The following is a 12508-nucleotide window of genomic DNA, read 5'->3' on the forward strand; positions in this document are numbered from 1 at the left end:
CGCGGGAACGATGAGAGGGGGACAGCATGGCTGATGTGGCGAATGTCCGCACCTCCCACAACGGGAGCGAGCCGTCCACCGCCGAGCTGGTCCAGCGGGCGGCGGAACAGATGTCCCGCCTGGTACGCGACGAACTCGCGCTGGCCCGCGCGGAGTTGACCGAGAAGGGCAAGCACGCCGGCATCGGCCTCGGGTTGCTCGCCGGCGGCGCCGCGCTCGCGTTCTTCGGCCTCGGCGCGCTGCTCACCGCCGCGATCCTCGCGCTGGCCCTGGTGCTGCCGGCGTGGGCCGCCGCCCTGATCGTGGCGGCGGCCGTGTTCCTGATCGCCGGCGTGCTCGCTCTGATCGGCAAGCGGCAGGTCAGCCGGGCTGTCCCGCCGGTGCCGCAGGCGACCGTGCGCAGCCTGCGGGCCGACGTCGATGTGGTCAGCGCCGCGGTGAAGGACAGGGGGCGGGCATGACGGGCAACGGCACCGGCGACACCGAGGCGCTGCGGGAGGAGATCCGGCGTACCCGGGTGGAGCTGGGCGAGACGATGGAGGCGCTGGCCGCCAAGGCCGACGTCAAGAAGCGGTTGAAGTCCTCGGCCGACCAGGCCCGCGAGCGGATGCGGGACCAGGCCGTGCAGACCGTGGCGCGGGTCCGCGCGCAGGCCGGGATGCACCACGAGCAGACCGGGACCGGGGCGCGCTCCGGCCCGGCGCCGTTCGTCGCGCTCGCGGCCGGCGCGGTGGTGGCCGCGGTGGTGTTGCTGATCATTCGAGGGAGGCGTGGGTGAGCAAGGGGATCAGCAAGGTCGCCTACCGGCCGATGGGCATCCTGGCCGGCTTCGCCGCAGGCGCGATCGCGGGGGCGGTCTTCCGCCAGGTGTGGAAGATGACCGCGGGGGACGGCGACGCCCCCAGCCCGACCGACGAGGACCGGCGCTGGGGCGAGATCCTCGCGGCGGCGGCGTTGCAGGGGGCGATCTTCTCCGTCGTCCGGGCCGCCGTGGACCGGGGCGGTGCGGTCGGCGTACGTCGACTCACCGGCCGCTGGCCAGACTAGGAAAAAAAGCGCTTCAGGCCCCTTCCGCCAGCCTGCGGAAGGGGCCTTTCGCCTTGCCTTTCACCGCCACCCAGCGACGCCTACGCATCCGTCAGGTCACATGTCGGAGAATTTCGTCGGGTAGGCTGTGCGAAGTTTTTGCGTACGTGGTTTGCTGGTCCACGCTGTTGCGAGACAGCGTGGGCTGAGAGAAGTCTCCTTCACCGGGGGCCGCCTCAAGCACCGCTGCTCGAAAACGGCCAACCGGCCGCACGGCGTGCTCGGCCGCCAGTTTTAGAAGGAGATACACATGGCGCAGGGAACCGTGAAGTGGTTCAACGCTGACAAGGGCTTCGGCTTCATCACCGTCGACGGCGGGGGTGCTGACGTGTTCGTCCACTTCTCGGCCATCCAGTCCAGCGGGTACCGCTCGCTGGAGGAGAACCAGCGGGTGGAGTTCGAGATCGCCCAGGGCCAGAAGGGCCCGCAGGCCGAGCAGGTCCGCCCCCTCTGAGCGACGCTGTCCGGCGTACGCCGGTCGATGGGTGATCCGACTGCCTGGATCAAGCGAAACCCCGCATCCTGTCCGGGATGCGGGGTTTTCCGCGTGCGGCGGCGGCCGCGCGGTGCGCCGCGTTCAGCGGCGGCCGCGGGCGCGGACCCCCAGCCAGATCAGCGCCACGCCGACCAGCACCAGCCCCGCGCCGATCGCCGCCCCGAGCCGCTGGTCGGTGAGCACGCTGCCCTCGACGTAGCCGAGGCCCTGCACCGTCCAGAGGGCCCCGACGATCATGGCCAGCAGACCGAGGGTGAGGCGGAACCAGCCACTCAACGCCACCTCCCTGCTCCCGCCGCCGGTCGCACCGCCGGCGGGCACCCCGTTCACCACCGGTGATGCACCTGTGCCCGGATCAGCTCGTCGTAGACCGCGCGCACCTCGGCCAGCTCCAGTGTGGACAGCGGCGGCTGCCCGGCAACTGCGGCGTTGGCCCGGGCCTGGGCGGCGTCGCGGGCACCGGGAATGACCACTGTGACGCCCACCTGGTCGAGCACCCAGCGCAGGGCGAACTGGGCCATCGTGCGATCGTCGCCCACCAGCGGAACGAGTCGGCGTACGGCCGCCAGCCCGGTGGCGAAGTCGACGCCGGAGAAGGTCTCGCCGACGTCGAACGCCTCGCCGTGCCGGTTGTACGAGCGGTGGTCGTCGGCGGCGAAGGTGGTCTGCTCGTCGTAGCGGCCGGAGAGCAGGCCACTGGCCAGTGGCACGCGGGCGATGATGCCCACCCCGGCCGCGGCGGCGGCCGGCAGCGCCTGCTCCAGCGGCTTGTGCCGCAGCGCGTTCAGGATGATCTGGACGCTTGCCACCCCCGGCCTGGCGATCGCGGTGAGGGCCTCGTCGCAGGTCTCCACGCTGACGCCGTACCCGGCGATCCGCTTCTCGGCGACCAGGGTGTCGAGCGCGTCGAAGACCGCGTCGTCGGCGAAGACCACTGTCGGCGGGCAGTGCAACTGCACCAGGTCCAGCGTGTCCACGCCGAGGTTGGCCCGGGACCTGTCGGTCCAGCCACGGAAGTTGTCGAGGGTGTACGCCTCGGGTGTCTGCGGCACCCGACGACCCATCTTGGTCGCCACCGTCAGGCCGGCGTCGGGACGGGCGGCGAGGAACCGCCCGATCAGCTGTTCGCTGCGTCCGTCGCCGTACACGTCGGCGGTGTCCAGGAAGGTGACGCCGGCCTCGACCGCGGCGTCCAGCACCGCCATCGCGTCGGATTCGGTGACCGTGCCCCAGTCGGCGCCGAGCTGCCAGGCACCGAGGCCGATCACGCCGACCTGGCGACCCAGGCGGGGGAAGGTGCGTTGCTCCATGCGGTGAGCCTAGTGACAGGCTTGCCGGTCCGCAGGGTCGGGCCTTACCGTAACAATACGTACGTACGGTTTACTGGCGGAGGCGCGATGTGGGATCCGGCGGCGTACCAGCGCTACCACGACGAACGGTCCCGGCCGTTCCACGACCTGCTCGCCCGGGTGGCCGCCGACCGACCCCGCACCGTTGTCGACCTCGGCTGCGGCCCCGGCACCCTCACCGCCACCCTCGCCGACCGCTGGCCCGGTAGCCGGATCATCGGGCTGGACTCCTCGGCCGAGATGATCGCGCGCACCGCCCAGGTGGATGCCCCCGTCACCTTCGCGGTGGCCGACGTACGCCACTGGCGGCCCGACCCGAGCACCGACGTTGTCGTCAGCAACGCGGTGTTGCAGTGGGTGCCCGGCCATCGCGAGCTGCTCACCCGCTGGGCCGGCGAGCTGCCGGCCGGCGCCTGGTTGGCGGTGCAGGTGCCCGGCAACTTCGACGCCCCCTCGCACCAGGCGCTGCGCGAGGTGGCCGCACGCCCGGTCTGGCAGGCCGACCTGGCCGGACTGCTGCGCCCGGACCCGGTCGCCGACCCGGTCGGGTACGCCACGTCACTGGCCGACGTGGGTTGTGCGGTCGACGCCTGGGAGACTACCTACGTGCACCTGCTGCCGGCCCCGCCCGACGCGGACCACCCGGTGCTGACGTGGATGGAGGGCACCGCGCTACGTCCGGTCCGCGCCACGCTGGACCCCGCCGACTGGGCCACCTTCCGGGCCGCCCTCGGCGTACGGCTGGCCGAGGCGTATCCGGCCCGGCGTGGGCAGGTGTGCTTTCCGTTCCGTCGGATCTTCGTTGTCGCCCGCACCGGCGTCCGTTCCCAGGAGAACCCGTGACCGACCTGCGTACCTTCATCGCCGGACTGCCCAAGGCGGAGCTGCACGTGCACCATGTCGGCTCCGCCTCGCCCCGGATCGTGGCCGAGCTGGCCGCCCGCCACGAGGGGCGCAGTCCCGTCCCGGCCGACCCGCAGCAGCTGGTCGACTACTTCGTCTTCCGCGACTTCGCGCACTTCATCGAGCTGTACCTCAGCGTCGTCGACCTCATCCGCGACCAGGAGGACGTCTGGCTGCTCACCCACGAGGTGGCCCGGGAGCTGGCCCGTCAACAGGTCCGCTACGCCGAGCTGACGGTCACCCCGTACTCGCACGTCGCGCGCGGCATCCCGGCGCCGGCGTTCTGCGAGGCGATCGAGGACGCCCGCAAGCGCGCCGCCGCCGACTTCGGCATCGAACTGCGCTGGTGCTTCGACATCCCCGGCGAGGCGGGCCTGCCGGCGGCCGAGGAGACGCTGCGGATCTGCCTCGAGGAGCGCCCGGACGGGCTGATCAGCTTCGGCCTGGGCGGCCCCGAGATCGGGGTGCCGAGGCCGCAGTTCAAGCCGTACTTCGACCGGGCCCGGGCAGCCGGACTGCACTCGGTGCCGCACGCCGGGGAGACCACCGGGCCGCAGACCGTCTGGGACGCCCTGCGTGAGCTGGGCGCCGAACGGATCGGCCACGGCATCTCCGCCGCCGAGGACCCGCAACTGCTGGCCCACCTCGCCGAGCGGCAGATTCCGCTGGAGGTCTGCCCGACCTCCAACGTACGCACGCGCGCGGTGGCCAGCATCGAGGAGCACCCGCTGCCCCGCCTGGTCGAAGCCGGTGTGCTGGTGACCATCAACTCGGACGACCCGCCGATGTTCGGCACCACCCTCGACGACGAGTACGCCGTCGCCGCCGAGCTGCTGCGCGCCGGCCCGCCGCAGGTGGCGGCGCTGGCCCGAGCCGCCGTCACCGCGTCCTTCCTGAACGAGCCCGCCAAACGCCACCTAACCGCCGAGATCGACGCCTACCTGGCCAGCCACGGCTGACCGCCCGACAACGTCGATCTAGGGCCAAGTGTCGTTAGTCGATCTCCAGCAGCGACGATAAGCCCTAGATCGACGTGGTGGGGGACAGGGTGGCGCGCGGCGGGAGGCTGTGGTGTGGGGGGACCGTGACTCCCGCCGCGCGCACGGCTCCACCAACCCGCATGCGCTGGGAGCAGAAGGGGCGGTGGAACTGCTGGTTCGCGAGTGATCCTGGCAGCCGGATGCGGGCCGTAGGGCGGCATTAAGCCGGATCTAAGGAAGACTTGTGCCGCCGCACAGTCCGCGTCGGCCCGATCAGCGCACCGTCACCGTTGCGGCCCTGCTCAGCCGTCCGACGGCCGTTGCCGCGGCCACCGGCGCCCACTGCTCTTGGACTCCCGGCCCTCCCGGGCCATCCGGCCCACCAGACCGAACCGGCTGACCTGGCGCGGCGTCGCCTCCGGATCGGCGAGCAACATCACCACGCTGGCCCCGCCCATCCGGGCCCGGTCGATGCTCACCGAACCATTCGCCTGCAACGCGACCCGCTTGGCGATGTCCAGGCCCAGCCCGGTGGAGCCCTGGTCGCTGGCGCCCCGGCGCAACGCGCGATCCGGGTTGGCGATGCCCGGACCGGCGTCGTCGATCCGGATGGCCACGTAACCGTCGCGACGGGAGACCGCCACCTCGAACGCGGTGCCCTGCGGGGTGTAGCGGAAGACGTTGCCGATCACCGCGTCCAGCGCGGCGGCCAACTCCGCCCGCGCCACCGGTGCGGGGATCCGCAGCTGAGCGCCGCTCACCCGGTGCGGTCGGTTCTGGTCACCAGCCAGGGCCGCCCAGAACACCATCCGGTCCCGGACCACCTCGCTGACGTCGCATGCCGCCGGACCCGCCGCCGCCTCGGTGGTCACCGCCTTGCGAGTGGTCTTGATCAACGTGTCGATCTCACCCTCCAGGGTGACGATCGCCTGCCGGATCCGCCGGATGCCGCGTCGGTAGTCCAGCTCCGCCTGACTGAACGAACCCACACTCGTGTCGTCGGACTCCAGCGCCTCCGCGTCCAACCGGAGCACCGTCAACGGGGTACGCAGCCGATGCGACAGATCCGCCACCAGCTCCCGCTCCTCGGTGCGGGCCGCGACCAGCCGCTCCGCCATCCGGTTGAAGGCGTGCCCGGCCTCGGCCAGCTCACGCGGGCCGTTCGGCTGGACGCGTACGCCCAGGTCGCCGTCCGCCACCGCGAGCGTCGCCGTGACCAGACCCCGGGTCGCCTCCACGGTCCGGGCCGCGACGCGGTCCACCACCAGCACCGCCGCACCCACGAGCGCGACCGCCACCCCGGCCAGCAGCAGCCAGCTGTCCCGGTCACCGTCGAGCACGGCGTCCGGCACGAAGACCTCCACCACTGCGGTCTGCTCGCCGAGCAGCACCGGATCCAACCGCAACATCCCACCGTCGACGTTGACGACGAGCGAGTGCCGCTCGGCTCGGGCCCGCGCCAACTGGGCGTCGTCGGCCCGGCCGGCAACGGCAGCGTCGGTCAGGCCGTGCACGACCGGCCGGGTGGCGGGGTCCTCGCCGCTTGCCTCGACCGCGCGGGCCACCACCTCCGGGTCGGTGCTGACCGCGAGCGCACCGGTGACCAGGGCGCTGCGGCGGGCCGCGTCGGCGATCGCCTCCTCCCGGGCCCGGTCATCAAGGGTCAGCCCGAGCGGGATCAGGAAGGCAGCCGCCAGCAGCGTGCCCACGCCGGCCGTCAACAGGGCCAGCGTGCGCCTCAGTCCGGCGCCACCAGCCGGAAGCCCACCCCCCGCACGGTGCGCAGGTAGCGCGGCTTCGCCGCGGACTCGCCCATTTTGCGGCGTAGCCAGTAAAGGTGAACGTCGATGGTCTGGTCCTCGCCGACCGACGGCTGCCGCCATACCTCCTCCAAGAGCTCCCGCCGGGACACTACCCGGCCCGGGCGGGCGGCGAGATACGCCAGCAGGTCGAATTCCTTGCGGGTCAGCGCCAGCGCCGTGCCGTCGAGATGGGCGCTGCGTTCGCCGACGTCGACCCGCAGCCCGCCGACGCTGTGCACGGCCGGCTGCACGGCCCGACTGGCCCGACCCACCCGGCGCAGCACCGTGGTGATCCGGGCGTCCAGGTGCGCGCCGGTGAACGGCTTGATCATGTAGTCGTCGGCACCGGCCCGCAGTAGCCGGACCACTGACTGCTCGTCGTCCCGGGCGGTGGCGATGATGATCGGCACGTCAGTGATGCCGCGCAACATCCGCAGCGCGTCCGAGCCGTCCAGGTCGGGCAGCCCGAGATCGAGCACGACGAGGTCGGGTGTTTCCGCAGCCACCCGGCGCAACGCGTCGAGCGCCGTACCGACCGCGTGCACGGCATGACCCCGGTCGGTGAGGGATCGAAGCATCGCGCCGCGCACGACGTGATCATCTTCGACCAACAGGACGGTGGCCACCTGAGCACGGTACATCGCCGGTCGGCGGGGACGGCCGCCGCTCAGCGGGCCGCGCCGACCCGGACCACCTCGTCGTCCGTCCGGGCCGCCGGTTCGGATTCGCGGTCCGTCCGGGTCGCCGGTTCGGCATCGCCGTCGGTCGGCACCTCGTCGAGCACGGAACGGTCGACGTCGTCGGCGATGCTCCGGCGTCGCCGGCTGATCAGCCAGCCCACCACCGCGCCGCCGCCCAGGCCGGCGACGAGGCCGGCGATGAGCAGGCTTGTGGCGTTCGGGCCGCCGTCGGTGCCGGCCGTGGCCGACGGGGCGCCGCCCGGCTCGCCGCCACCGGCCGCCGCGCCGTGCCCGCCGTGGCCCGCGCCGGGATAGCTCGGGTCGCCAGGCGTCAGGGTCAGCGCCGGCAGCGGACGCTGACCGGGGCCGGCGCCCCAGTGCACCTGCAGACCGTCGGCGTACGTCTGGGTCAGCTCGAAGGTGAGCCGGTCGGTCTGCGGCAGCGGGGCCATCGAGAACACCAGCCGGGCCGGGCCCTCGTCGGTCTGGCCGGCAGCCCGGGTCCAGGTGAGCGAGGCGGTCACCACATTGGTGGCGGGGCCGTGCATGCCGGAGATGGGCGCGTCCAGCTTGCGAGTGTTGATCGCCGGCGCCCACCCCGCCACCGACAACGGCCAGACCTCGGCGACCGGCGTGTCCTGCGGCATCCGGATCTCGATCCGTTCGGTGCGGACACCGGGTCGCTCGTCGGGCACCACGAATTCGAGTTTCACCGAGTTGCCCTGCTGGGCCTCGGTGGGTGTGAAGGTCACGCCGTCCGCCCACGCCGTGGCGGGCCAGAGCAGCACCCCGGCCGTGGCCAGGGCGGCCACCAGAGCGCCCCGGCGTCGACGGCTCCCGCTGCGCGTCATCGCCATCCTGGGTTCCCCATCCCTCTCGGCAAGGCCGGAACGGGCTCCGGCCGCACCTGGTAGTTCGGATGTCGGGCCGAAAAGGTTCAACGGCGGGCGTGATCCGCGTGCCGCCGATATCGGGCGGCAGCGCCCGAAGGCCGACCGATAGCATCCCAGGAGAGCCGACATCGGCACCCACCGTCACATCTGCCCAGAGGAGTCACCCGTGTCCGCACCCCGTACCCCCGCCGTGGCCGACCCCGTCGTCGTCGCCGCCGGGACGACGGCGGCCGACGCGGTGGCCGCGGCCGGACTGCCCACCACCGGCCCGAAGGCGATCGTGGTGGTCCGCGACCCGCAGGGCGCGCTGCGTGACCTGGACTGGCGCCCGGCCGAGGAGACCACCGTCGAGCCGGTCGCGCTGGACTCGCCGGACGGGCTCAACGTGCTGCGCCACTCGACCGCGCACGTGCTCGCCCAGGCCGTGCAGGACGTCTTCCCCGAGGCGAAGCTCGGCATCGGCCCGCCGATCACCAACGGCTTCTACTACGACTTCTCGGTGGAGAAGCCGTTCCAGCCCGACGACCTGGCCAAGCTCGAAAAGCGGATGCAGGAGATCATCAAGTCCGGGCAGCGGTTCCGTCGGCGCCGCTTCGACAGCCTGGACGAGGCCAAGGCCGAGCTGGCCGCCGAGCCGTTCAAGCTGGAACTCATCGACGTCAAGGGCGAGGGGTTGGACTCCTCCGAGGTGATGGAGGTGGGCGGCGGCGAGCTGACCATCTACGACAACCTCGCCGCCGACTCCGACAAGGTCTGCTGGTCGGACCTGTGCCGGGGCCCACACCTGCCGAACACCCGGCTGATCGGCGCGTTCAAGCTGATGCGCTCGGCCGCCGCGTACTGGCGCGGGTCGGAGAAGAACCCGCAGCTGCAGCGGGTGTACGGCACCGCCTGGCCGACCCGCGACGCACTCAAGGCGTACCTGAAGCTGCTGGAGGAGGCGGCCCGGCGCGACCACCGCAAGCTCGGCGTGGACCTGGACCTGTTCAGCTTCCCCGACGAACTCGGCTCCGGCCTGGCGGTCTTCCACCCCAAGGGCGGCATCATCCGCCGCGAGATGGAGAACTACTCGCGGATCAAGCACGAGCAGGCCGGGTACGACTTCGTCAACACCCCGCACATCACCAAGGGCCACCTGTACGAGGTCTCCGGGCACCTCGACTGGTACGCCGACGGCATGTTCCCGCCCATGGAGGTGGAGGGCGCCAACTACTACCTCAAGCCGATGAACTGCCCGATGCACGACCTGATCTTCCGCTCCCGGGGCCGCTCCTACCGGGAGCTGCCGCTGCGGATGTTCGAGTTCGGCACGGTCTACCGGTACGAGAAGTCCGGCGTGGTGCACGGCCTGACCCGGGTGCGCGGCATGACCCAGGACGACGCGCACATCTTCTGCACCGAGGAGCAGATGGCGGGGGAGCTGAAGTCGCTGCTCGCCTTCGTCCTCGAACTGCTGCGCGACTACGGCCTGGACGACTTCTACCTGGAGCTGTCCACCCGCAACCCGGAGAAGTCGGTGGGCACCGACGAGAACTGGGAGCGGGCCACCGAGGCGCTGCGCTCGGCCGCCGAGGAGTCCGGCCTGGACCTGGTGCCCGACCCGGGCGGCGCGGCCTTCTACGGCCCGAAGATCTCCGTGCAGGCCAAGGACGCCATCGGGCGTACCTGGCAGATGTCCACCATCCAGGTCGACTTCAACCTGCCGGAGCGGTTCGGCCTGGAGTACCAGGCCGCCGACGGCACCCGGCAGCGGCCAGTCATGATCCACCGAGCGTTGTTCGGCTCGATCGAGCGGTTCTTCGGGGTGCTCACCGAGCACTACGCGGGCGCGTTCCCGGCCTGGCTGGCCCCGGTGCAGGTGGTAGGCATCCCGATCCGCGCGGAGCACACCGATTATCTGCACGGCTTCGTGGCCGCGCTGCGGGCCGAGGGCATCCGCGCCCAGGTCGACGCCGGTGACGACCGGATGCAGAAGAAGATCCGCACCGCGCAGCAGCAGAAGATCCCGTTCATGGTGATCGCCGGCGACGACGACGTGGCCGCGGGCACGGTCTCCTTCCGCTACCGCGACGGCTCCCAGCGCAACGGGGTGCCACTCGCCGAGGCGGTCGCGCACGTGCTCGACGTCGTCACCACCCGCACCAACGTCGGCCCATCCGCCCAGGTGTAAGGAAGGGCCCCCTATTAACGCCTCGTGCATAGCAGGGGTCCCCTGTTAACACCGCGTCGGGTGCCGGGCCACGGCTCGGCACCCGTACCGCGGGGTCGTAGGATCGCCGGTGTGACTGGGGCCGAGGAGCACGCCGACAGAGACATGGCCGACGGGCTGGACCGGCTCTGGACGCCCCACCGGATGACGTACATCTCCGGTGCGGACCGGCCCGAGGGCGGCTACGAGAAGCCGTCCGGCTGTCCGTTCTGCCTGGCTCCGCACCGGCCCCCGGAGGAGAACCTGGTGGTCGCGCGGGGCGGGCACGTGTTCGTGGTGCTCAACCTGTATCCGTACAATCCGGGCCACCTGTTGGTTTGTCCCTACCGGCACGTGGCCGACTACACCGACCTGGACGGGCCTGAGACCGCAGAGCTTGCGGCCTTCACCCAGACCGCCATGCGGGTGATCCGCACGGTCAGCAGCGCGCACGGCTTCAACCTGGGGATGAACCAGGGCGGCGTGGCCGGCGCCGGCATCGCCGCCCACCTGCACCAGCACGTGGTGCCGCGGTGGGGCGGCGACGCCAACTTCATGCCCGTGATCGGACGCACCAAGGTGCTGCCACAGTTGCTCGGCGACACCCGCGACCTGCTCGCCCGCGCCTGGCCCGACCCGGCCTGACCACGCGCCGGCCGCGCTCCCGACAGCACCCAACGCGCGCTCGCGGCGGCACCGGGGCGAGCGGCTTTCGGCGGCACCGGGCGGACGGCTTTCGGCGGCACCGGGCGGACGGCTTTCGGCGGCACCCACCATCCTCCTGCTTGGACGCTTTGCTCTGCTTCAACCCACGCAACGGATTCGGCCCGAATCCGTTGCGTCCGGTGAAGCAGAGCAAAGCGTGCGTGGGGAGGCGGGTGACGGCTCGGCACACGCTGCGTCAACGTCGAGCGGGGCGACGGGGCCGGGGAAAATGGCCGTGAGCTGCGGTGGCGGGTTCCGGCGCGATGTGGGCGGCAAAACCGAGGCGGATTCCGGGTTGTCCGGGTGATCCGGGTGGGTGGGACGCCCGTACGGATGATCGTGATGAAGCTCTCCCAGATGCTGCCGCTGGCATGGCACGATGCGCCGATGGCACAGTCGACGCGGGCCTTGGGCCGCAGCGGCATCCAGGTCAGCGCCCTGGGTATGGGTTGCTGGGCGATAGCCGGCCCCTGGGCCGAGGGAAACACGCCGCTGGGCTGGGGCGCGGTCGACGACGAGGAGTCGATCCGTACCGTCCGCCGGGCGCTCGACCTCGGCGTCACCCTGTTCGACACCGCCGACACGTACGGGGCCGGGAACGGCGAACGTGTCCTCGGGCGGGCGCTGGCGGGTCGGCGCGACGAGGCGGTCATCGCCACCAAGTGGGGGTTCACCTTCGACGAGCGGACCCGGCAGGCCACCGGGCCGGACGCCTCACCGGCGTACCTTCGCCGGGCCGTGCGGGACTCGCTGCGTCGGCTCGGCACCGACCGGATCGACCTCTACCAGCTACACCTGGCCGACCTGCCGATCGCCCGGGCGCAGGCGCTCGTCGGCACCCTCGAGGAGTTGGTGGCCGAGGGCCTGATCCGCGCGTACGGGTGGAGCACCGACCGGCCCGACCGGGCCGCCGCCTTCGGGCAGGACGCCCCGCACGCCACCGCCGTGCAGCACAGCCTCTCGGTGCTGCGTGACGCGCCCGACCTGCTCGACCTCTGCGAGAAGTACGACCTGGCCAGCATCAGCTGTGGTCCGCTCGGCATGGGGCTGCTCACCGGCAAGTATCACCCCGCCTCGACGCTGCCCTACGACGACGTGCGGGGCATCACCTCGGGCTGGCTGGAGTGGTTCCGTGGGGGCCGGCCCGCTCCGGAGTGGCTGCGTCGGGTGCAGGCGGTCCGGTCGGCGCTGACCGCCGACGGGCGCACCCTGGCCCAGGGTGCCCTGGGCTGGATCTGGGCCCGCAGCTCGCGCGCCATCCCGATTCCCGGCTGCCGCAGCGTTGCCCAGCTGGAGGAGAACGCCGCAGCGCTGGACCTCGGGCCGTTGAGCCCCGACCACTTCGCCGAGGTGGAGCGGCAGCTCGCCGCCCTGCGCGCCGCCGCCCTCCGCGAGGTCGACCGCCCCTACTGGCCCAGCCCCATGC

At 72.0% G+C, this 12508-nt stretch carries 14 protein-coding genes; 9 read left to right on the plus strand and 5 right to left on the minus strand.

What is annotated here, in order from left to right:
- The first annotated feature begins 26 nt into the window (after positions 1-26).
- From C1I93_RS04730 to C1I93_RS04745, 4 genes are all read left to right on the plus strand, one after another.
- On the plus strand, positions 27-461 hold the full coding sequence (locus C1I93_RS04730; protein ID WP_111241975.1) for a phage holin family protein: 435 nt from the start codon (positions 27-29) through the stop codon (positions 459-461).
- The gene (locus C1I93_RS04735; protein ID WP_111241976.1) at positions 458-778 is read left to right on the plus strand and encodes a DUF3618 domain-containing protein; all 321 of its coding nucleotides are present in this window, start codon (positions 458-460) and stop codon (positions 776-778) included. Before C1I93_RS04730 ends, C1I93_RS04735 begins: the two co-directional genes overlap by 4 nt.
- Positions 775-1047 carry a DUF4235 domain-containing protein gene (locus C1I93_RS04740; protein ID WP_111241977.1) on the plus strand — a complete coding sequence of 91 codons (273 nt, stop codon included), beginning with the start codon at positions 775-777 and terminating at the stop codon, positions 1045-1047. The genes C1I93_RS04735 and C1I93_RS04740 overlap by 4 nt, the downstream gene beginning before the upstream one ends.
- 289 nt (positions 1048-1336) lie before the next feature.
- Entirely contained in the window at positions 1337-1540 is a 204-nt protein-coding gene (locus C1I93_RS04745) for a cold-shock protein (protein ID WP_067306996.1), read from the plus strand.
- 123 nt (positions 1541-1663) lie between these two features.
- Here C1I93_RS04745 and C1I93_RS04750 read toward each other — a convergent pair whose 3' ends face one another.
- Entirely contained in the window at positions 1664-1915 is a 252-nt protein-coding gene (locus tag C1I93_RS04750; protein ID WP_420811749.1) for a hypothetical protein, read from the minus strand.
- Positions 1909-2892 (minus strand): aldo/keto reductase, encoded by a 984-nt coding sequence (locus C1I93_RS04755; RefSeq protein WP_111241978.1) that lies wholly within the window; start codon positions 2890-2892, stop codon positions 1909-1911. Before C1I93_RS04755 ends, C1I93_RS04750 begins: the two co-directional genes overlap by 7 nt.
- Before the next feature lie 87 nt (positions 2893-2979).
- Between C1I93_RS04755 and C1I93_RS04760 the strand changes: the two genes are divergently transcribed.
- On the plus strand, positions 2980-3774 hold the full coding sequence (locus tag C1I93_RS04760) for a trans-aconitate 2-methyltransferase (RefSeq protein WP_111241979.1): 795 nt from the start codon (positions 2980-2982) through the stop codon (positions 3772-3774).
- Positions 3771-4793, plus strand: coding sequence for an adenosine deaminase (locus tag C1I93_RS04765; RefSeq protein ID WP_111241980.1), 1023 nt, complete (start codon positions 3771-3773; stop codon positions 4791-4793). Before C1I93_RS04760 ends, C1I93_RS04765 begins: the two co-directional genes overlap by 4 nt.
- Before the next feature lie 323 nt (positions 4794-5116).
- Here the strand turns inward: C1I93_RS04765 and C1I93_RS04770 are convergent, their stop codons facing one another.
- Genes C1I93_RS04770 through C1I93_RS04780 form a run of 3 tightly spaced genes read right to left on the minus strand, consistent with a single transcriptional unit; the run spans position 5117 to position 8147 of the window.
- Complete coding sequence (locus tag C1I93_RS04770; RefSeq protein ID WP_223256362.1) at positions 5117-6535, minus strand: HAMP domain-containing sensor histidine kinase; 1419 nt, start codon at positions 6533-6535, stop codon at positions 5117-5119.
- Between the two features lie 17 nt (positions 6536-6552).
- Entirely contained in the window at positions 6553-7242 is a 690-nt protein-coding gene (locus C1I93_RS04775) for a response regulator transcription factor (protein ID WP_111241994.1), read from the minus strand.
- A 41-nt stretch (positions 7243-7283) separates the two neighbouring features.
- Positions 7284-8147 carry a DUF1775 domain-containing protein gene (locus tag C1I93_RS04780; RefSeq protein WP_181445009.1) on the minus strand — a complete coding sequence of 288 codons (864 nt, stop codon included), beginning with the start codon at positions 8145-8147 and terminating at the stop codon, positions 7284-7286.
- A gap of 208 nt (positions 8148-8355) precedes the next feature.
- Here C1I93_RS04780 and thrS point away from each other — a divergent pair, with 208 nt between their 5' ends.
- The 3 genes from thrS to C1I93_RS04795 all read left to right on the plus strand — a co-directional run.
- Positions 8356-10359 carry a threonine--tRNA ligase gene (thrS, locus tag C1I93_RS04785; RefSeq protein WP_111241983.1) on the plus strand — a complete coding sequence of 668 codons (2004 nt, stop codon included), beginning with the start codon at positions 8356-8358 and terminating at the stop codon, positions 10357-10359.
- Between the two features lie 144 nt (positions 10360-10503).
- Positions 10504-11022, plus strand: coding sequence for an HIT family protein (locus C1I93_RS04790; RefSeq protein WP_111241984.1), 519 nt, complete (start codon positions 10504-10506; stop codon positions 11020-11022).
- A 447-nt stretch (positions 11023-11469) separates the two neighbouring features.
- A partial coding sequence (locus C1I93_RS04795; RefSeq protein ID WP_111241995.1) for an aldo/keto reductase occupies positions 11470-12508 on the plus strand: 1039 nt, incomplete at its 3' end.

It is taken from the genome of Micromonospora endophytica, assembly GCF_003236305.1.
GTDB lineage: Bacteria > Actinomycetota > Actinomycetes > Mycobacteriales > Micromonosporaceae > Micromonospora > Micromonospora endophytica.

Bases quoted from the DNA above. Each gene is read 5' to 3' on its own strand.
- C1I93_RS04730 (WP_111241975.1), top strand. From the start codon at position 27: ATGGCTGATGTGGCGAATGTCCGCACCTCCCACAACGGGAGCGAGCCG.
- C1I93_RS04735 (WP_111241976.1), top strand. From the start codon at position 458: ATGACGGGCAACGGCACCGGCGACACCGAGGCGCTGCGGGAGGAGATC.
- C1I93_RS04745 (WP_067306996.1), top strand. From the start codon at position 1,337: ATGGCGCAGGGAACCGTGAAGTGGTTCAACGCTGACAAGGGCTTCGGC.
- C1I93_RS04755 (WP_111241978.1), bottom strand. From the start codon at position 2,892: ATGGAGCAACGCACCTTCCCCCGCCTGGGTCGCCAGGTCGGCGTGATC.
- C1I93_RS04760 (WP_111241979.1), top strand. From the start codon at position 2,980: ATGTGGGATCCGGCGGCGTACCAGCGCTACCACGACGAACGGTCCCGG.
- C1I93_RS04780 (WP_181445009.1), bottom strand. From the start codon at position 8,147: ATGACGCGCAGCGGGAGCCGTCGACGCCGGGGCGCTCTGGTGGCCGCC.
- C1I93_RS04790 (WP_111241984.1), top strand. From the start codon at position 10,504: ATGGCCGACGGGCTGGACCGGCTCTGGACGCCCCACCGGATGACGTAC.